This window comes from Aeromicrobium camelliae, assembly GCF_003850045.1.
In the GTDB taxonomy this organism is placed as follows: Bacteria; Actinomycetota; Actinomycetes; order Propionibacteriales; family Nocardioidaceae; genus Aeromicrobium; species Aeromicrobium camelliae.
The window spans coordinates 178,456-197,356 of record NZ_RQJX01000001.1; the positions used below are offsets into that span (position 1 = coordinate 178,456).

Annotated in this window: 17 protein-coding genes and 1 tRNA gene; 16 read left to right on the forward strand and 2 right to left on the reverse strand. The window is 69.9% G+C overall.

What is annotated here, in order from left to right:
• Positions 1–16: 16 nt before the first annotated feature.
• Together EHW97_RS00955 and EHW97_RS00960 are read left to right on the forward strand one after the other, a co-directional pair.
• Positions 17–934 (forward strand): 4-(cytidine 5'-diphospho)-2-C-methyl-D-erythritol kinase, encoded by a 918-nt coding sequence (locus tag EHW97_RS00955; protein WP_243696248.1) that lies wholly within the window; start codon positions 17–19, stop codon positions 932–934.
• Positions 934–2,730, forward strand: a complete 1,797-nt coding sequence (locus tag EHW97_RS00960) for an ABC-F family ATP-binding cassette domain-containing protein (RefSeq protein WP_124235292.1) — start codon at positions 934–936, stop codon at positions 2,728–2,730. The genes EHW97_RS00955 and EHW97_RS00960 overlap by 1 nt, the downstream gene beginning before the upstream one ends.
• Positions 2,731–2,944: 214 nt before the next feature.
• On the opposite strand, the gene EHW97_RS00965 is transcribed toward EHW97_RS00960, so the two are convergent.
• A complete protein-coding gene (locus EHW97_RS00965) occupies positions 2,945–3,430 on the reverse strand; it encodes a MarR family winged helix-turn-helix transcriptional regulator (RefSeq protein ID WP_124235293.1) in 486 nt (161 codons plus the stop codon).
• 108 nt (positions 3,431–3,538) lie between these two features.
• On the opposite strand from EHW97_RS00965, the gene EHW97_RS00970 reads away from it, so the two are divergent.
• The 12 genes from EHW97_RS00970 to EHW97_RS01025 all read left to right on the forward strand — a co-directional run bounded on the left by EHW97_RS00970 (position 3,539) and on the right by EHW97_RS01025 (position 15,163).
• A tRNA-Gln gene (locus tag EHW97_RS00970) sits at positions 3,539–3,620 on the forward strand.
• Between the two features lie 42 nt (positions 3,621–3,662).
• Complete coding sequence (gene glmU, locus EHW97_RS00975; protein ID WP_124235294.1) at positions 3,663–5,105, forward strand: bifunctional UDP-N-acetylglucosamine diphosphorylase/glucosamine-1-phosphate N-acetyltransferase GlmU; 1,443 nt, start codon at positions 3,663–3,665, stop codon at positions 5,103–5,105.
• The gene (locus EHW97_RS00980; protein ID WP_124235295.1) at positions 5,102–6,085 is read left to right on the forward strand and encodes a ribose-phosphate diphosphokinase; all 984 of its coding nucleotides are present in this window, start codon (positions 5,102–5,104) and stop codon (positions 6,083–6,085) included. The genes glmU and EHW97_RS00980 overlap by 4 nt, the downstream gene beginning before the upstream one ends.
• Positions 6,086–6,089: 4 nt before the next feature.
• A complete protein-coding gene (locus EHW97_RS00985; RefSeq protein ID WP_124235296.1) occupies positions 6,090–6,473 on the forward strand; it encodes a hypothetical protein in 384 nt (127 codons plus the stop codon).
• Between the two features lie 181 nt (positions 6,474–6,654).
• Positions 6,655–7,299 carry a 50S ribosomal protein L25/general stress protein Ctc gene (locus EHW97_RS00990; RefSeq protein WP_124235297.1) on the forward strand — a complete coding sequence of 215 codons (645 nt, stop codon included), beginning with the start codon at positions 6,655–6,657 and terminating at the stop codon, positions 7,297–7,299.
• Complete coding sequence (pth, locus tag EHW97_RS00995) at positions 7,299–7,865, forward strand: aminoacyl-tRNA hydrolase (protein ID WP_124235298.1); 567 nt, start codon at positions 7,299–7,301, stop codon at positions 7,863–7,865. Before EHW97_RS00990 ends, pth begins: the two co-directional genes overlap by 1 nt.
• A gap of 142 nt (positions 7,866–8,007) precedes the next feature.
• Positions 8,008–11,505 carry a transcription-repair coupling factor gene (gene mfd / locus EHW97_RS01000; protein ID WP_124235299.1) on the forward strand — a complete coding sequence of 1,166 codons (3,498 nt, stop codon included), beginning with the start codon at positions 8,008–8,010 and terminating at the stop codon, positions 11,503–11,505.
• Positions 11,506–11,562: 57 nt separating this feature from the next.
• Positions 11,563–12,198, forward strand: a complete 636-nt coding sequence (locus tag EHW97_RS01005; RefSeq protein ID WP_124235300.1) for a SurA N-terminal domain-containing protein — start codon at positions 11,563–11,565, stop codon at positions 12,196–12,198.
• Positions 12,195–12,770, forward strand: a complete 576-nt coding sequence (locus tag EHW97_RS01010) for a nucleoside triphosphate pyrophosphohydrolase (RefSeq protein WP_124235301.1) — start codon at positions 12,195–12,197, stop codon at positions 12,768–12,770. The genes EHW97_RS01005 and EHW97_RS01010 overlap by 4 nt, the downstream gene beginning before the upstream one ends.
• Positions 12,771–12,854: 84 nt before the next feature.
• Positions 12,855–14,132 (forward strand): phosphopyruvate hydratase, encoded by a 1,278-nt coding sequence (eno, locus tag EHW97_RS01015; RefSeq protein ID WP_124235302.1) that lies wholly within the window; start codon positions 12,855–12,857, stop codon positions 14,130–14,132.
• A gap of 6 nt (positions 14,133–14,138) precedes the next feature.
• Complete coding sequence (locus EHW97_RS01020) at positions 14,139–14,684, forward strand: FtsB family cell division protein (RefSeq protein WP_124235303.1); 546 nt, start codon at positions 14,139–14,141, stop codon at positions 14,682–14,684.
• Entirely contained in the window at positions 14,681–15,163 is a 483-nt protein-coding gene (locus tag EHW97_RS01025; protein WP_243696249.1) for a DUF501 domain-containing protein, read from the forward strand. The genes EHW97_RS01020 and EHW97_RS01025 overlap by 4 nt, the downstream gene beginning before the upstream one ends.
• 149 nt (positions 15,164–15,312) lie before the next feature.
• On the opposite strand, the gene EHW97_RS01030 is transcribed toward EHW97_RS01025, so the two are convergent.
• Positions 15,313–17,262 carry a M13 family metallopeptidase gene (locus EHW97_RS01030; protein ID WP_124235304.1) on the reverse strand — a complete coding sequence of 650 codons (1,950 nt, stop codon included), beginning with the start codon at positions 17,260–17,262 and terminating at the stop codon, positions 15,313–15,315.
• Positions 17,263–17,381: 119 nt separating this feature from the next.
• On the opposite strand from EHW97_RS01030, the gene EHW97_RS01035 reads away from it, so the two are divergent.
• Both EHW97_RS01035 and ispD read left to right on the forward strand, forming a co-directional pair.
• A complete protein-coding gene (locus EHW97_RS01035; protein ID WP_124235305.1) occupies positions 17,382–18,206 on the forward strand; it encodes a siderophore-interacting protein in 825 nt (274 codons plus the stop codon).
• Entirely contained in the window at positions 18,203–18,901 is a 699-nt protein-coding gene (gene ispD / locus EHW97_RS01040) for a 2-C-methyl-D-erythritol 4-phosphate cytidylyltransferase (RefSeq protein WP_124235306.1), read from the forward strand. Before EHW97_RS01035 ends, ispD begins: the two co-directional genes overlap by 4 nt.

Below are 18,901 nucleotides of genomic sequence, written 5' to 3' on the forward strand. Positions count from 1 at the left end.
GCCCTACGTTGGTGCGGTGCGAAGTGTGAAGGTGCGCGTCCCGGCGAAGATCAATCTGGCGCTGCATGTCGGTGCCGCTCGCGCCGACGGCTACCACCAGCTCTCCACCGTCTTCCATGCCATCGACATGTACGACGAGATCACCGCGACGGCCACCCACGACGGAGCGATCAACGTCGAGGTGGTCGATGTGCAGGGGCAGCCGATGCCTCACGTGCCGGTCGACCGCACCAACCTCGCCGTCCGCGCTGCCGCCGTGCTGCGCGACCGTCTCGACGAGCCCGACTTGGGTGTTCATCTGCACATCCGCAAGACCATCCCGGTGGCTGGAGGCATGGCCGGCGGTTCCGCCGACGCCGCCGGTGCGTTGCTCGCGTGCAACGACGTGTGGCGCGGAGCGCTGTCGCGGGACGAACTCGACGCGCTCGCGGCGACGCTCGGCAGCGACGTGCCGTTCCTGCTGCACGGCGGCAACGCGCTGGGGGCAGGTCGGGGTGAACTGATCACCCCGGTGTTGTCGCGCTCGACGTTCCACTGGGTCCTCGGGGTGTATGCCGAGGGCATGTCGACGCCTGCGGTGTACGCCGAGTTCGACCGGCTGGCCGGCGGGCGCGGCGTCAATACGCCCGATGAGCCTCGCGATGTCCTCGCAGCGCTCGGCAGCGGCGACCCCGACGCGCTCGCGGTGGCGCTGCGCAACGACCTCGCGCCTGCCGCACTCTCGTTGCGTCCCGAACTGCTGCGCGGTATCGAGGCCGCGGGCCCCGCACCTGCGCTCGCCGCCGTGATTTCCGGATCGGGACCGACGACGGTCTTCCTGGTTCCGGACGCCGAGAGCGCCGAGCTGCTCGCGCTCGACCTGCGGACCCAGGCCGTCTTCGACGACGTGCTGATCGCGCGAGGGCCCGTTCCCGGAGCGCGGGTGGTCGGCTGATGCCACCGCTCATCGTGGGAGAGCGGCTCGCCATGTCGTTCCCCACCAAGGACGTGCTGTCTGACGTCACGCTCGGGATCGCCGAGGGCGACCGCATCGGCGTGGTGGGCCGCAACGGCGACGGCAAGTCGACGTTGCTGCGCATCCTCGGTAAGCGCATGGAACCCGACGAGGGGCGCGTGACATGGCGCCGCGACCTGCGGGTCGGCTATGTCGACCAATCCGATGCCATCGACACGGAGCTGACGGTCGGCGCCGCCGTCGTCGGCGATCGCGCCGAGCACGAATGGGCCGGTGACGCGCGAGTCCGCGACGTCATCGACGGGCTCCTCCCGCAGGACGTGTCGTGGGACGCGACGATCGGGAGGCTCTCGGGCGGACAGCGGCGGCGCGTCGCACTCGCTGCCGCGCTGATCGAGTCGTGGGACGTACTGATCCTCGACGAGCCCACCAACCATCTGGATATCGACGCCGTGGTGTGGCTCGCGGAGCACCTGAAGAAGCGTTGGCCGGCGGGAACCGGTGGATTCGCCGTCGTCACGCACGACCGGTGGTTCCTCGATGAGGTGTGCACCACCACCTGGGAGGTGCACGACCGCACGGTCGATGCCTTCGAGGGCGGTTACGCCGCGTACGTCCTGCAACGCGTCGAACGGGACCGGCAGGCCGCCGCCAGCGAGGCTCGCCGTCAGAACCTCATGCGCAAGGAGCTCGCGTGGCTGCGGCGCGGTGCGCCGGCGCGCACGTCGAAGCCCAAGTTCCGGATCGACGCGGCGAACGAACTGATCGAGCGCGAACCGCCTGTCCGCGACAGCGTCGAGCTGACGCAGCTGGCGACCGCGAGGCTCGGCAAGGACGTCGTCGACCTGCTCGACGTGAGCGTGCAGGCTCCGGACGGTCGGACGATCCTGCGCGACGTCGAGTGGCGGATCGGGCCGGGGGAGCGGGCCGGCATCCTCGGCGTCAACGGGGCCGGCAAGAGCACGCTGCTGGGCGTCGTGACGGGTGAGGTGAAGCCCTCGGCAGGACGGGTGAAGCGGGGCAAGACGGTGCGCATCGCGACCCTCAGTCAGTCGCTGCACGAGCTCGACGCGATCGCCGACGAGCGGGTCAGCGACGTCATCGGCCGGCAGCGGGCAACGTACGTCGCGGGTGGCAAGGAACTCACGCCCGGACAGTTGCTCGAGCGGCTCGGGTTCCGCACGCAGCAGCTCTCCACGCCGATCCGCGACCTGTCGGGCGGTCAGCGCCGGCGGCTCCAGCTCCTGCTGATCATCCTGCAGGAGCCGAACGTGCTGATCCTCGACGAGCCGACGAACGACATGGACACCGACATGCTGACCGCGATCGAGGACCTCCTCGACACGTGGCCCGGGACGCTGCTCGTCGTCTCGCACGACCGGTACCTGATGGAGCGGGTGACCGACCACCAGTACGCGGTGATCGGCGGCCATCTGCGCCATCTTCCTGGTGGTGTGGACGAGTACCTGCGGCTGCAGCGTGCCGTCGAAGCGCGTGAAGCGGCCGAGGTGGCCGAGGCCGCTTCGGCGAGCGCTCCGGTGTCCCGTCCGTCCGCCCGGCGCGAGCGCGAACTCAAGAAGGAACTTGCGCGCGCCGAACGGCAGGTGGAGCGTTTGACGGCGCAGGTCGAGGACCTCGACGCCCAGATGGCGCAGGCCGCCACCGACCCCGATCGCCTCATGTCACTCGACGCCGAACGGCGGGCGGCGGCTGGAGAGCTGGAGGCTGCGGAGGCGGCCTGGCTCGACGCTGCCAGTGAACTCGACGCCCTCTGACGCCATCCCCGTCACTGCCCGCCGGTCTCTGCGCCGGTCACTGCCCGCCGATCTCCGCGAGTGGCGCAAACTGGGGCCATTGCGGCCCCGGACGTCCCCATCCTGCGCCACTCGGTGTCCACTTTGCGCCACTCCCCGGGGGAGCGGAGTGCCACTCGCGGGGGAGCAGAGAGGAGCTCGCGAGGAGCAGGTGCCGACGGAGACGAGCCGGCCGTTACTCCGAGAAGGGTTGCGTCAGCACCCGCAGCGACGAGGCGATCGACTCCCGGTCGGCGGCCGGCAGACCGGCCAGCAGCCGCGACTCATGGTTCATCAGCTCGTCGAGCGCCGCATCGACGCGCTCGCGCCCGGCGGTGGTCAGTCGTACCAGGACACCGCGCCGATCGGACGGGGCTGGCCGCCGTTCGACGAGGCCCTTGCTCTGGAGCCGATCGACGCGATTGGTCATCGTTCCGCTCGTCACCATGGTGGCGGTGACGAGTTGGCCCGCCGAGAGCTCGTACGGCTCGCCGGCCCGTCGAAGGGCGGCCAGGACGTCGAATTCCCAGGGCTCGAGCCCTTGCGCGGCGAAGGCCTGCTTGCGCAGCCGGTCGAGATGTTTGGCGAGACGAGTGACGCGGCTGAGCACCTCCATGGGGGACACGTCGGTCTCCGGGCGCTCGCGGCGCCACGCGGCGACGATCCGATCGACCTCGTCCATGGCGGGAGTCTACCCGTCAAGAATCTTGAGGCCGAGAATCTCGGTCTGCGACGACGGTCACCGTCACCTGGGACGCGTCGCGGTCGGTTCGGTACGCTGGACGCGCTTTCCCCGGTTGGTCTGTCGGCAGGGCCCGCCTGACTTTGAATCAGGACTAGCGACGTAGGTTCGACTCCTACCCGGGGAGCCACGCTCTCGACTTTCCCCGCTCTCGACCACGAAGGAGCCGCGCGTGGACGCGAACGTCACCGCGATCGTGCTGGCGGCGGGTGCCGGCACCCGCATGAAGTCCGAACGAGCCAAAGTCCTCCACGAACTGGCCGGCCGTCCGATGCTCGGCCACGCGCTGGCCGCCGTGCAGGAGTTCGGAGCTCGACGACGCGTCGTGGTCGTCGGCCACCAACGTGAACAGGTCGAGGAGGCGCTGACCACCTTCGACACCGATGCCGTGGTGGCGGTGCAGCACGAGCGCAAGGGCACCGGCGACGCCGTGCGCGCCGCCCTCGATGCTCTCGGCGCGGAGCCCGAGGCGCTCGGCACCGTTCTCATCACCTACGGTGACGTCCCCCTCCTCCAGCCGCAGACGCTCGCCGACGTCGTGACCGCGCATCGCGAGGCAGGTCGCGCCGTGACCATCCTGTCGGCCCACGTCGGCGATCCCACCGGCTACGGGCGCATTCTCCGCGACGATGCCGGTGGCGTCGTGGCCATCCGCGAGCACGAGGACGCCACCGACGCCGAACGTGAGGTGCGCGAGATCAACAGCGGCATCCTCGCCGTCGACGGCGCCTTCCTCGTGCAGGCCCTGGCTCGATTGACGCCGCAGAACGCGCAAGGCGAGCTGTACCTGACCGACATCGTCGGCTTCGCGGTCGAGGACGGGCTGCCCGTCGGCGCGCACGTGCTCGAGGATGTGTGGCAGACCGAGGGCGTCAACGACCGCGCCCAGCTCGCGCGCCTCGCTCGCGAGCTCAACCGGCGCATCACCGACCACTGGATGCGTGAAGGGGTCACGATCGTCGATCCGGCCACCACGTGGATCGACTCGGACGTCACCCTCGCTCCCGACGTGACGGTCCTTCCCGGCACGCAACTCCTCGGCGCGACCTCCATCGCGACCGGCGCCACGATCGGCCCCGACACCACGCTGCGCAACGTGGAGGTCGGCCCGGGCGCGAGCGTCGTGCGGACCCACGGAAGCGACTCGGTGATCGGCCCCGACGCGTCCGTCGGTCCGTTCGCCTATCTGCGCCCTGGAACCGAACTCGGCACGGCCAGCAAGGTCGGGACATTCGTCGAGACCAAGAACTCGACGCTCGGCGACGGCGCCAAGGTGCCGCATCTGTCGTACATCGGTGACGCCACCGTCGGTGAGGGCACCAACCTCGGTGCCGGCGCGATCACGGCCAACTACGACGGCCAGCACAAGCACCGCACGACGATCGGCCGCCACGTCAAGACCGGCTGCGACAACGTGTTCGTCGCGCCGGTCGAGATCGGCGACGGGGCGTTCACGGGGGCAGGCACGATCGTGCGCGACGACATTCCCCCGGGGGCGCTTGGCGTGAGCGCTGGGCCACAGAGGATCATGGAGGGGTGGGTCGCACGTCGTCGGCCCGGCTCGGCGTCGCACGAGGCCGCCTCCGCAGCACAGCAGGAAGAGAACAACCGGTGACCAGCAGTAGTCTCAGCGAGCGCACGCCGACCCGCAACCTCATGCTCTTCTCGGGCCGGGTGCACCCGACCCTGGCCCACGAGGTCGCCGAGCTGTTGCAGGTCGACCTCGTGCCCACCACCGCGTACGACTTCGCCAACGGCGAGATCTACGTCCGGTTCGACAAGTCGGTGCGCGGCTGCGACGCCTTCGTCATCCAGAGCCACGCAGCTCCCATCAACGAGGCGATCATGGAGCAGCTCATCATGATCGACGCGCTCAAGCGCGCCTCGGCCAAGCGCATCACCGTGGTGCTCCCGTTCTACGGCTACGCCCGCCAGGACAAGAAGCACCTCGGCCGTGAGCCCATCTCGGCGCGACTGATCGCCGACCTCTTCCTCACCGCCGGCGCTGACCGGCTCATGACCGTCGACTTGCACACGGCGCAGATCCAGGGCTTCTTCGACGGCCCGGTCGACCACCTGCTGGCGATGCCGATCCTCACCCGGCACGTCAAGAAGAAGTACGCCGACAAGCCGCTCGCCGTGGTCTCGCCCGATGCCGGTCGCATCAAGGTCGCCGAGTCCTGGGCCAACTCGCTCGGGGGAGCGCCGCTGGCGTTCATCCACAAGACGCGCGACATCTCCCGTCCCAACGAGAGCAAGGCCAACCGCGTCGTGGGCGACGTCAAGGGCCGCATCTGCATCCTCGTCGACGACCTGATCGACACCGGCGGCACGATCGTGCAGGCCGCCGAGGCGCTGATGGCCGAGGGTGCGGCCGAGGTCGTCATCGCCGCGACCCACGCGGTGTTCTCCGGCCCTGCGGTCGACCGGCTCAAGAACTGCAGCGCGCGCGAGGTCATCGTGACCAACACGCTCCCGCTGTCGGACGACAAGCACTTCGACAAGCTCACGGTGCTGTCCATCGCGCCGCTGCTCGCGCAGGCCGTGTCCGCGGTCTTCGAAGACGGATCGGTCACCAGCCTCTTCACGGAGTGACTCCGTGCTCCACCGCGGCCGGGCCCTCGGTCTCGCGATGCTCATCGGGGTGCTTTACTCCCTGATCGCGGTGGCGGGAGCCTTCCTCGTCGGTGCCGAGAGTCCGGCGCTCGCCGCGGCGACCGCCGTCGTCGCGGTCATCGGCCTGGTGGGCGGCTGGCTCACGACGGGTGTGGCGGTGCTGACGTTGCGCGCGACGCGTGACCGCGACCCGGACGACGACGTCGCCGTGTCGATGGCGACCCTGGCGGGGAGTGTGTTCATCGCGGTCTTCGGCTTCCTCGCCCTCCGCGCGCTCGGAGCATTGCCTGCGGTGGTCGCGGTGGCTGTCCTGACCGTCGCGACGCACGTCGTGCTGCGCCGCGGGCTGCCCCGGTTGCTGCTCTGAGCGGGGCTGAACGGAGCGATTTCCGTGCCCGACCTGCCGTGGGGTAGACTCTCCGGGTTGCCTCGGCGAGGGCCCACGCGGCCGTGATCGACGCGGCGCTCGAGTGCGAGTGCTGAGTCGAGCCTTGTCCAAGGCGGCCGAGACCACCTGAATGACGACGTATTCGAGGAGCTTCACCCCCGTGGCCGAGATCAAGATCGCCGCTGAAACCCGTACCGAGTTCGGCAAGGGCGCTGCGCGCCGCATCCGACGCGCCGACAAGGTGCCCGCAGTCCTCTACGGTCACGGCACCGATCCGGTGCACGTGACGCTGCCGGGCCACGACCTCATGCTGGCTCTCAAGAATTCCAACGCGCTGCTCACGATCGAGCTGGGCTCCGAGAGCCACCTCACCATCCCCAAGCAGGTGCAGCGCGACCCGCTCAAGGGCTTCATCGAGCACGCCGACCTCCTCATCGTCAAGCGTGGCGAGAAGGTTCAGGTCGACGTTCCGATCACCGTCGTCGGTGAGCCCGGACCCGACGCGCTCCTCGTGACCGAGAACGCGTCCGTCTCGATCGAGGCCGAGGCCACGCACATCCCGTCCGAGATCGAGGTCTCCGTCGCGGGTCTCGAGGCCGGCGCTCAGGTGACCGCCGCCGACCTGCACCTGCCCGAGGGCGCTGCGCTCGCGGTCGAGCCCGAGCTCCTCATCATCAACGTCACCCACGCTCCCACGGCCGCCGAGGTCGAGGCGGAGCTCGAGGAGGCGGAGGCCGACGCGGGCATCGAGCACGACGCGCCCGAGGCCGAGGTCGGCGCCTCCGAGGAGAGCTCCGAAAGCTGATGACGTGGCTCATCGTCGGGCTCGGGAATCCGGGCCCGACGTACGCTGCGACCCGGCACAACGTCGGGTATCTGGTCGCCGACGCGCTCGCGGAGCGCGTCGGCGGTCGTTTCACCACGCACAAGTCCCGGCGCGCCGACGTCGTGGAGGGACGGCTCGCCGGTGAGCGGGTGGTGCTGGGCCGAGCGCGCTCCTACATGAACGAGAGCGGGGGACCGGTCGCCGGTCTCGCCCAGTACTACGACGTCGCTGCGGACCATCTCGTCGTCATCCACGACGAACTGGACATCGACTTCGGCGCGCTGCGCATCAAGTTCGGCGGTGGCGACAACGGCCACAACGGGCTCAAATCCATCCGGCAGGCGCTCGGTACCGGTGACTACTACCGCGTGCGCGTCGGCATCGGCCGGCCCCCGGGCCGCCAGCCCGTCCACGACTTCGTGCTGAAGCCGTTCTCGTCGACCGAGCGTCGCGAGCTCGGGGTGAACGTCGAGGAGGCGGCCGACGCTGTCGAGAGCCTGCTCGTCGACGGTCTGGTCAAGACCCAGAGCGCGTTCAACCGCTGAGCCAGGTTCTCCGGCAGCCCTCCGGCCCGAGATGTGGTCGCTTCTCGGTCACCGGCCTGCAGTTCAGTGACCCGAAACTGACCACATCTCGGGCCGGAGGCCGTCCGGGTGAGGTGTGGAACCACGGCGTAATCTGGATACGATGACCTCCCCCTCCTCTCAGCGCGCCCTCGTCGGTGCGGTGTCGCACGAGCCCGCCGTCGCCAAGGCGCTCGCGGACCGTCACGACGGTGCCCCCGACGTCCGGCTCACCGCCCCCGCGGCCCTCAACCCGTTCCTGGCCGCGGCGCTCGCGCGCGACGAGGCCTGCGTCCTCGTGGTCACCGCCACCGCCCGCGACGCCGAGAACCTCGTCGACCACGTGCGCACGCTCGTCGACGACCCCGATCACGTGGCCTACTACCCCGCCTGGGAGACGCTGCCGCATGAGCGTCTGTCGCCGCGGTCGGACACCGTCGGGCGTCGACTCGCCGTGCTCCGCCAGCTCGTCCACGGGGGAGACCAGCGGCCCCGAGTCGTGGTCGCTCCCGTCCGTTCGGTGTTGCAGCCGCAGGTCAAGGGGCTCGCCGATATCGAGCCGGTCGAACTCGTCACCGGCCAGGACATCGAGCTCGACGAAGTCGTGCGTCGGCTCGCCGGCGCTGCCTACACCCGCGTCGACCTCGTCGAACGCCGAGGCGAGTTCGCCGTCCGCGGCGGCATCGTCGACGTGTTCCCGCCCACCGAGGAACACCCGATCCGCGTCGAGTTCTGGGGCGACACCGTCGACGAACTGCGCCACTTCTCGATCGCCGACCAGCGCACCGTCGAGCCGGTCGAGCGGCTCTGGGCCCCGCCGTGCCGCGAGCTGCTGCTGACCGACGAGGTCCGCCACCGCGCTGCCGTGCTCGCCCAGGAGCATCCATCGCTGCACGAACTCTTCGGCAAGCTCGCCGAGGGGCACGCGGTCGAGGGCATGGAGTCGCTGGCCCCGGTGCTCGTCGGCGAGATGGAGTTGCTGGTCGACCTCCTTCCGAAGTCGTCGACGGTCCTGGTCTGCGACCCCGAACGTGTCCGAGGACGTGCTCAAGACCTCGTCACCACGAGCGAGGAGTTCCTCGCGGCCTCGTGGGCGGCCGCAGCGACGGGCGGCGAGTCGCCGATCGACCTCGGCGCCGCGGCATTCAAGGATCTGGAAGAGGTGCGCGAACACGTCGCCACCGCCGGCCACACCTGGGCCGACGTGGGACCGTTCGCGATGGGCGACGAGAGCCTCGTCGTCGCGGTGGAGCCCGCTCCCCGCTACCGCGGCGACACCGAAGCCGCGCTCGCCGATCTCCAGACGTGGCAGCAGGCGGGGCACGCCGTGCTGTTGACCGTCCCCGGTCCCGGCCAGGCGCAACGAACGGTGGAGTGGCTGGCCGAGCACGACGTCGCCGCCCGCCATGTCGAGGTGCTGGAGCCTGGCGCGGGTAGTTCCGAGCGGATCGTGCAGGTCGCGGTGGCCGATCTCGACGAGGGCTTCATCGCGGCCGATCTCGGCTTCGTCGTGCTGACGTACGACGACCTCGTCGGGCAGAAGGCCGCCGACCGCGCGGAGCGGCGCATGCCGGCCCGGCGCCGCAAGCAGATCGATCCGCTCGAGCTCAAGGCCGGCGACCCTGTCGTCCACGAGCAGCACGGCGTTGGTCGCTACATCGAACTCGTCAACCGTGTCGTGCACGGCGCCGAACGCGAGTACCTGGTCCTCGAATATGCGCCCAGCAAGCGCGGCCAGCCGCCGGACCGCCTGTTCGTGCCGATGGACCAGCTCGACCAGGTCAGCCGGTACGTCGGCGGTGAGGCGCCGACCCTCGACCGGCTCGGCGGCAGCGACTGGACGCAGCGGAAGAACAAGGCGCGCAAGGCCGTCCGGCAGATCGCCGGCGAACTCATCAAGCTCTACGCGGCCCGCCAGTCCACGAAGGGGCACGCGTTCGGGCCCGACAGTCCCTGGCAGCGTGAGCTCGAGGATGCGTTCGCGTTCGTCGAGACGCCCGACCAACTGTCGACCATCGAGGACGTCAAGCGCGACATGGAGCGGGTCGTCCCGATGGATCGCCTCGTCTGCGGCGACGTCGGTTACGGCAAGACCGAGATCGCCGTGCGGGCGGCGTTCAAGGCGATCCAGGACGGCAAGCAGGTCGTGTTGCTGGTGCCCACGACCCTGCTCGTGCGTCAGCACTACGCGACGTTCGCAGAGCGCTTCGGCCAGTTCCCGGTCACGATCCGCGCGCTCTCGCGCTTCCAGTCGGAGAAGGAGTCTCAGGCCACCCTCGAAGGGCTCGCCGACGGGTCGGTCGATCTCGTGATCGGCACCCACCGCCTGCTGCAACCAGGCATCCGGATCAAGGACCTCGGGCTCATCATCGTCGACGAGGAGCAGCGCTTCGGCGTCGAGCACAAGGAGGCGCTCAAGCACCTGCGCGCCTCCGTCGACGTGCTGAGCATGTCGGCCACCCCGATTCCCCGGACGCTGGAGATGGCGATCACGGGCATCCGCGAGATGAGCACGATCGCGACGCCACCGGAGGAACGGCACCCCGTGCTGAGCTTCGTCGGGCCGTACGAGGACCGGCAGGTGGCCGCCGCCATCCGCCGCGAGCTGTTGCGCGAGGGTCAGGTCTTCTACATCCACAACCGGGTCAAGAGCATCGACAAGGTGGCGCAACGGCTGCGCGACCTCGTGCCCGAGGCCAGGATCGCCACGGCGCACGGGCAGATGAGCGAGCAGCAGCTCGAGAGCGTCATGGTCGACTTCTGGGAGAAGCGGTTCGACGTCCTCGTGTGCACCACGATCGTCGAGTCGGGCATCGACGTGTCGAACGCCAACACGATGATCATCGAGCGGGCGGACATGTTCGGCCTGTCGCAGTTGCATCAGCTGCGCGGACGAGTCGGCCGGAGCCGGGAGCGGGCGTACGCCTACTTCCTGTATCCGCCCGACAAGCCGCTCACCGAGACGGCACACGACCGGCTCGCCACGATCGCACAGTTCTCCGAGCTCGGCGGCGGCATGGCGGTCGCGATGAAGGACCTCGAGATCCGCGGCGCTGGCAACCTGCTGGGCGGCGAGCAGTCCGGACACATCGCCGACGTCGGGTTCGACCTGTACGTGCGTCTGGTGGGGGAGGCCGTCGCGGAGTTCCGCGGCGAGGGCGAGCCCGAGCGCGAGGTCAAGATCGAGTTGCCGATCGAGGCGCATCTCCCGCACGACTACGTGCCCAGCGAACGCCTCAGGCTGGAGATGTACAAGCGGCTCGCCGACGTGCGGGCGCTCTCGGACGTCGATGAGCTGCGGGCCGAGCTCGACGACCGGTACGGCACGCCGCCCACGCCGGTCGAGGTGCTGCTCGACGTGGCGCGGCTGCGGGTCAAGGTGCGCGAGAGCGGGCTCAGCGAGGTCACCGCGGCCGGATCGAACATCCGCTTCGCTCCGGTCAAGCTCCCCGAGTCCGCGCAGCTTCGGCTCGCCCGGGTGTACCCGAAGAGCCTGTACAAGCAGGCCGCGGAGGTGGCGCTGGTCCCGCATCCGAAGACGGCGCCGGTCGGCGGCAAGCCGCTGCGCGACCGGGAGCTCATCGAGTGGGTCTCCGGCGTTCTCGACACCCTCGCGGGCTGAACCGACGTGATCTGGGTCATGGGTAGTCTGGTCTCGCCCGTGTCCCGAGGAGGTTCCATGAGCGCTCGCTCTCGTCTCGTCGTCCTTGCCGCCGCAGCGGCCGCAGCGCTGACCGCCTGCGGTCCCGTGCAGCCCGGCAGCGCCGCGGTGGTGGGCGACGCGCGCATCTCGATGGCGGAGGCCGACGAGGTGAGCGAAGGGTACTGTGCGCTCTCGCTCGCGACCGCCACCGCTCAGGGCACCTCGTCGCTCCCCAACGGCGACGTACGGCGACAGGCGTTGTCGCTGCTGATCATCGAGTCGGTCGCTGAGCAGGTAGCCGACGACCAGGGGCTCACCGTCCCGTCGGCAGGACTCAGCGACCAGGAGACCGAACAAGCGCGTCAGCTGTTCGGCGAACGCACCGATCTCGTCATCGCGACCATCGCGCGCAACGAGCGGGCACTGGCGGTCGCCCGACAGCTCGCCGAGCGCGAGCTCGGGCCCCGTGCCGAGCAGATGAGCGAGCAGGAGCTCGCGCAGGCCGGTCAGCAGCTCCTCGTCGAGCGGGCTGACGAGCTGGACATCGAGATCGATCCGCGCTTCGGTATGAGCGGGATCGGTGAGGTCGTCGCGCCGACGGGTTCGCTGTCGGTTCCGGGGCCCGCCGTGGACGGTCAGGAGCTTCCCGAAGCCCTGACGTGCCGCGCATGAGCGACTCCCTGCGCGAGCTCGTCGAGGTCATGGCGCGGCTGCGGGCCGAATGCCCGTGGACGCGCGAGCAGACGCACGAGAGCCTGCGCCGTTACCTCATCGAGGAGGCCTACGAGACACTCGAGGCGCTCGATGCGGGCGACTCGGATCACCTCCGCGAGGAGCTCGGCGACCTGCTCATGCAGGTGGTGTTCCACGCGGAGATCGCCGCTTCCGACGGCGAGGGCTGGGGGATCGACGAGGTCGCGGCCGGTATCCGCGACAAGCTCGTGCATCGCAATCCGCACGTGTTCGGGGACGTCACCGTCAGTTCGGCCGCGGAGGTCGACGCCAACTGGCAGCGGCTCAAGGCCGAGAAGAAGCAGCGCACGCATCCGATCGAGGGCATCCCCTCGGAGCTCCCCGCCCTCATGTACGCCGACAAGGTGCTGGATCGCGTCGCGTCGCAGCCTGCCCAGAGCGACGACATCGGAGACCGGTTGCTCGCCCTCGTCGCCGAGGCGAAGGCGCAGGGAGTGGACGCCGAAGCCGCCCTCAAGAGCGCCGCGCGCCGCCACGCCGACCAGGGCTGACCCACCGCGCGGCTGCCCCGAGCACGGTGAGCCCACGCGCTAGGCTGAGGTCGTTCCCACCCGACCCACCACAGGAGCACGGTCTTGGCCATCATCGACGCAGTCGGCGCACGCGAAATCCTGGACTCCCGAGGCAACCCGACCGTCGAGGTCGAGGTCGCTCTCGACGACGGCACGATCGGTCGCGCGGCCGTCCCTTCGGGCGCGTCCACCGGCCAGTTCGAGGCCGTGGAGCTGCGCGACGGTGACTCCCGCTACGGCGGCAAGGGTGTCCTCAAGGCGGTCGAGGCCGTCAACGGTCCGATCGCCGACGCGCTCGCCGACCTCGACGCTGACGACCAGCGCGCCATCGACGCCGTGATGATCGACCTGGACGGCACCGCGAACAAGGGCGGCTTCGGTGCGAACGCCATCTTGGGCGTCTCCCTCGCCGTGGCCAAGGCGGCGGCCGAGTCGGCCGGGCTCCCGCTGTTCCGTTACGTCGGCGGCCCGAACGCGCACGTCCTGCCCGTGCCGATGATGAACATCCTCAACGGCGGGGCGCATGCCGACTCGAACGTCGACATCCAGGAGTTCATGATCGCGCCGATCGGCGCCGAGACGTTCGCCGAGGCGTTGCGCCAGGGCACCGAGGTCTACCACGCGCTGAAGGCCGTCCTCAAGGACGAGGGCCTGTCGACCGGCCTGGGCGACGAGGGCGGTTTCGCTCCGAACTTGCCGTCCAACCGCGCCGCGCTCGACCTCATCGCCAAGGCCGTCGAGAAGGCCGGATACCGCGTCGGCACCGACATCGCGTTCGCGCTCGACGTCGCGGCGAGCGAGTTCGAGTCCGACGGCGTGTACACCTTCGAGGGCGAGTCGCGCACGGCCGAGCAGATGACGGCGTACTACGCCGAGCTCGTCGACGCCTACCCGATCGTCTCGATCGAGGACCCGCTGAACGAGGAGGACTGGGACGGCTGGGTCACGATCACGCAGGAACTCGGCGACCGCGTCCAGCTCGTCGGCGACGATCTCTTCGTCACCAACGTCGAGCGCCTCACGCGCGGCATCGAGCAGGGCGCGGGCAACGCGCTGCTGGTCAAGGTCAACCAGATCGGGTCGCTCAGCGAGACCCTCGACTCGGTCGACCTCGCGCACCGCGCCGGATTCGCGTGCATGATGAGCCACCGGTCGGGCGAGACCGAGGACACCACGATCGCCGACCTCGCTGTCGCGACGAACTGCGGCCAGATCAAGACCGGCGCGCCGGCTCGTTCGGACCGCGTAGCCAAGTACAACCAGCTGCTGCGCATCGAAGAGCTGCTCGGCCCGGCGGCGGTGTACGCCGGTGCCGGCGCGTTCCCGCGCCTGTCGCGCTGACGTCCGATGCCCGCGTCCCGACGTCCCCCGGCGCGAGGCGCGGCTCCGTCTCGTGGGAGCCGCGGCGCCTCTTCGCAGGCGCCGCGGCGGCCCACGCCCACCCGCACCCCGGTCAGCCGGCCCACGGGCACCCGGTTCACCGCCCGCGCGCTCATCCTGCTGGCCGTCGTGGTGCTGCTCGTCGCCTCGTACACCGCCACGCTGCACGCCTGGTGGCAGCAGCGCAGCGAGATCAGCGCGTTGGAACGAGCCAACCGGCAGGCCGAGCAGGACATCGAAGACCTGCACGACGAGATCGACCGCTGGGAGGACCCGGCGTTCATCAAGCAGCAGGCCCGTGACCGCTTCGGGTGGGTGATGCCCGGCGAGGTCGGATACCGGGTCATCGGAGTGGACGGTCAACTGCAGGGCGAGGTCGGCCGGCTCGACGACCCTCCCTCGCAAGCGGACCGGGCCTGGTACGGCAAACTATGGGGAAGCGTGGAGCAGGCCGGTGAGCCACCCACGAGCCCCCAGGAGCAGGACCCCGACGAGGTGTTGGAGAACCCGTGACCTTGAACGACGACGACGTCGCGACCATCACCGAACAGTTGGGACGTCCGCCGCGGGCGATGGTCGAGGTGTCATCGCGCTGTCCGTCCGGCCACCCCAACGTCGTCAAGACGGAGCCGCGGCTGCCCGACGGCACCCCGTTCCCCACGCTCTACTACCTGACGTGCCCGCGCCTCGCGGGCGCCATCGGCACGCTCGAGGCGTCGGGGCTGATGGCCGAGTGGACCGAGCGGCTGGCCGAGGACGAAGAACTCGCCGCCGCCTATCGCCGCGCGCACGAGAGCTACCTCGCCGAACGTGAGGCGCTCGGCCACGTCGAGGAGATCGCCGGCATCAGTGCCGGCGGTATGCCCACGCGGGTCAAGTGCCTGCACGTGCTCGCCGGACACTCCCTCGCTAAGGGACCCGGCGTCAACCCGCTCGGCGACGAGACCCTTCGCCTGCTCGGCGACTGGTGGACCGGCACGTCCTGCGCCTGACCCGAGTGCTGCGGCGGCTGAGGCGCGTGGAGGATTACCAGGTGATGTAGGTTTTCCCTCACTCCTCCCGGAGAGTTCGCCCGGAGGAGTGTCAAAGAACCTACATCACCTGGTAATCCGCGGACCCGGCCCCGGCCGCTCGGCGCGGGTCACCAGATGGTGACGCGTTCCTCGGGGTCGAGCCAGAGTGCGTCGTCGGGGGTCACGTCGAAGGCGGCGTAGAAGGCGTCGATGTTGCGCACCACCTGGTTGCACCGGAACTCCGGCGGCGAGTGCGGGTCGACGGTGAGTCGGCGGATGGTCTCGGCCGGCCGCGTCTTGCCCTGCCACGCCTGCGCCCACGAGAGGAAGAAGCGCTGATCGGCGGTCAGCCCGTCGATGGGGTCGGGCTCGTCGTCGCCGAGGGCGAGACGCAGCGCCTTGTAGGCGATACCGAGGCCGCCGAGGTCGCCGATGTTCTCACCGATCGTGAGGGCGCCGTTCACCGTCTGCCCGTCCGCCCCCTCCGGTGACAGCCCGTCGTACTGGGCGATGAGCGCGGCGGTCAGCTGCTCGAACGCCGACCGGTCCCCGTCGGTCCACCAGTTGCGCAGCGCGCCGGTGCCGTCGTACTGCGACCCCTGATCGTCGAAGCCGTGACCGATCTCGTGGCCGATCACCGCCCCGATCGCGCCGTAGTTGACCGCGTCGTCGGCGTCGGCGTCGAAGAACGGCGGCTGGAGGATCGCGGCGGGGAACACGATCTCGTTCATCGTGGGGTTGTAGTAGGCGTTGACGGTCTGCGGCGTCATGTACCACTCGTCGCGGTCGATCGGCTGCCCGATCTTGGCGAGTTCGATGTCCATGCCGAACGACAGCGCGCGCCGGGCGTTGCCGAGCAGGTCGTCGGGCTCGGCGACGAGCGCGGAGTAGTCGCGGAAGGTCTCCGGGTGCCCGATCTTGGGCGTGAAGGCGTCGAGCTTCTCGTGCGCGCGCTTCTTCGTCTCGTCGCTCATCCACGACAGTTCGCTGATGCTGCGCCGGTAGGCCTCGATGAGGTTCTCGATGAGCTCGGTCATCCGCTCCTTGGCGGCGGGCGGAAACTCGCTGCGGACGTAGATCTTGCCGACCGCCTCGCCCATGGCGCCCTCGACGAACCCGACACCGCGCTTCCAGCGCGGTCGCAGCTCGTCGGTGCCCTGCAGGGTGCGCCCGTAGAAGGCGAAGTTCTCGTCGACGAACGCCGAGGAGAGATACGGGGCCGCCGCGTGCACGACGTGCCAGCGCAGCCAGTCCGCCCACGCGGGGACGAGCTCGTCGGTCAAGACGGTGGCGAGCCCCTCGAGATACGACGGCTGCGACACCACGACCTCGGCGAGCACCTCCGGACCGATCCCCGCGGCCTCGCGCCACGCGGTCCAGTCGAAGACCGGCAGCATCGCGCTCAGCTCGTCGGCGCTGCGCAGGTTGTAGGTCTTCTGCGCGTCACGCGTGGCGACCCGGTCCCAGTGCTTCGCCGCGATCCGCCGCTCGAGGTCGAGCACCCGCTCGGCCCGCTCGCGTGCGGCGTCGAAGCCCGCGAGTTCGAGCATCGTGGCGACGTGCCCGACGTATGCGTCGCGGATCGGGGCGAAGGAGTCGTCGCGGTAGTAGGACTCGTCGGGCAGACCGAGGCCGCTCTGCACGAGGTGCGCGATGTAGCGGTCCGGATTGCCGCGGTCGGGCGCGATGTAGACGCCGATGATGCTGGCCACGCCCGAGCGCTCGAGCGACCCGAGCGTCCGCACGACGTCGGCCACCGAACCGATCGCGTCGACGCGATCGAGGTCGGACGCGAGGGGAGCAGCGCCCACCTGCTCTACCCGCTCGACGTCCATGAAGCTGCGGTACAGCGCCCCGATCGTGCGCTCCTCGTCGGATGCGGGTTCGTCGGCGCATCGCTCGACGATCCCGCGCACGATCTTCTCCGCCTCGTCGAGCAGCTTGACGAAGGCGCCCGCCGTCGCACGGTCGGCCGGAATCGGGGTCTCCCGCAGCCATGGGCCGTTCACGTGGCGGAAGAGGTCATCTTGCGCGCGGATCTGCGGATCGAAGGCGGTGGTGTCGAGTCCATGCGTCACGCGGCCAGGCTAACAGCGACGCCGAGTCCCCACGTCCCACTCATGAATGGGCGGGAGCGTCCGGCCGCGGAAAGGCGAGGGCGGTGACCCGCCGCGCGAGCGAGAGGTAGGCTCGCGGCGTGTCGAAGAACGTCGCGGTAGCCCTGGAAGTCGTTCGCACCGAGCAGATCGCGCCGAAGTTGCGCCGGCTCGTGTTCGGAGGGCCCGGCTTCGCCGCCTACCGCGATCGCGACATCGCCGCGACCGACAAGTACGTCAAGCTCATCTTCCTCGCTGACGGGGTGGAGTACCCCGAGCCGCTGGATCTCGATGTCGTCCGCTCGTCCTTCCCGCGCGAGGCTCAGCCCGTCCTGCGTACGTACACCATCCGCTGGGTCGACGAGGAAGCCGAGGAACTGGCGATCGACTTCGTGGTCCACGGCGACGAGGGCATCGCCGGGCCGTGGGCCGCGCAGGCGCAGCCGGGCGACGTCATCCACGTGAGGGGGCCGGGCGGTGCTTACGCTCCCACACCGGACGCCGATCACCACCTGTTCGTCGGCGACGAGTCCGCCTTGCCGGCGATCGCCGCGTCGGTGGCCGCGTTGCCCGCCGGGGCGCCGGCTACCGCGTTCCTCGAGGTCGACGGACCGGCGGACGAGATCGAGCTGCCGACCGACGGACACCTCGAGGTGCGGTGGCTGCACCGCGAGGGTGCGCACGCGGGTGCCACCACGCTGCTCGACGACGCCGTGCGGGCGTGGACGTGGCCGGAAGGCCGGGTCCAGGCCTTCGTGCACGGGGAGTCCGCCTTGCTCAAGAGCGTGCGCCCCTACCTGCTCGACGGCCGGGTGGACCGCAAGGACCTCTCCGTCTCGGCGTACTGGCGCGTCGGGGAGACCGAGGAGGGCTTCCGGGTGTGGAAGTCCACCCAGGAGGAGGCCGTCATGCGGCCGGGCGCATGACCTCGCCCCGTGTCGTCGCCGTCCTGCTGGCCGGCGGTACCGGGACCCGGGTGGGCCACGAGACTCCGAAACAGTTGCTCGAGGTCGCGGGACGGCCGGTCATCGCGCACGCGCTCGGCGCCTTCGATCGGTGCGACGCGGTCGACGAGATCGTCGTGATGATGGCGGCCGGCCACGTGGAGGATGTCGAGCGGATCGTCGAGGAGTACGGATTCGCGAAGGTCAGCCGGGTGCTTCCCGGCGGCGCGACGCGAACGGACTCCACCCGGCGAGCCCTCGACGCCGTGCACGAGGACTGCCTGGTGCTGTTCCATGACGCGGCACGCCCCTTCGTCACTGAGCGCATCATCGTCGAATGCGTCGAGGCACTGCGAGGCGGTTACCGCGCCGTCACGACGGCCATCGACTCGGCCGACACCGTGGTGACGGTGGAGGGCGGACGCATGACCGGCAGCCTGCGGCGCGCGTCGCTGGCGCGCTGCCAGACGCCTCAGGGATTCGCGTGCGCCACACTTGTCGAGGCCTACCGCCGCGCCGACGCCGACCCGGAGTTCACGGCGACCGACGATGCCTCGGTGGTGTCGCGTTACCTGCCCGACGAGCCCATCGGGATCGTGGCGGGTGACCCACGTAACTTCAAGATCACCGACGCCATCGACCTGCGCATCGCCGAGGTGCTGGCGGACGAGTCGTAA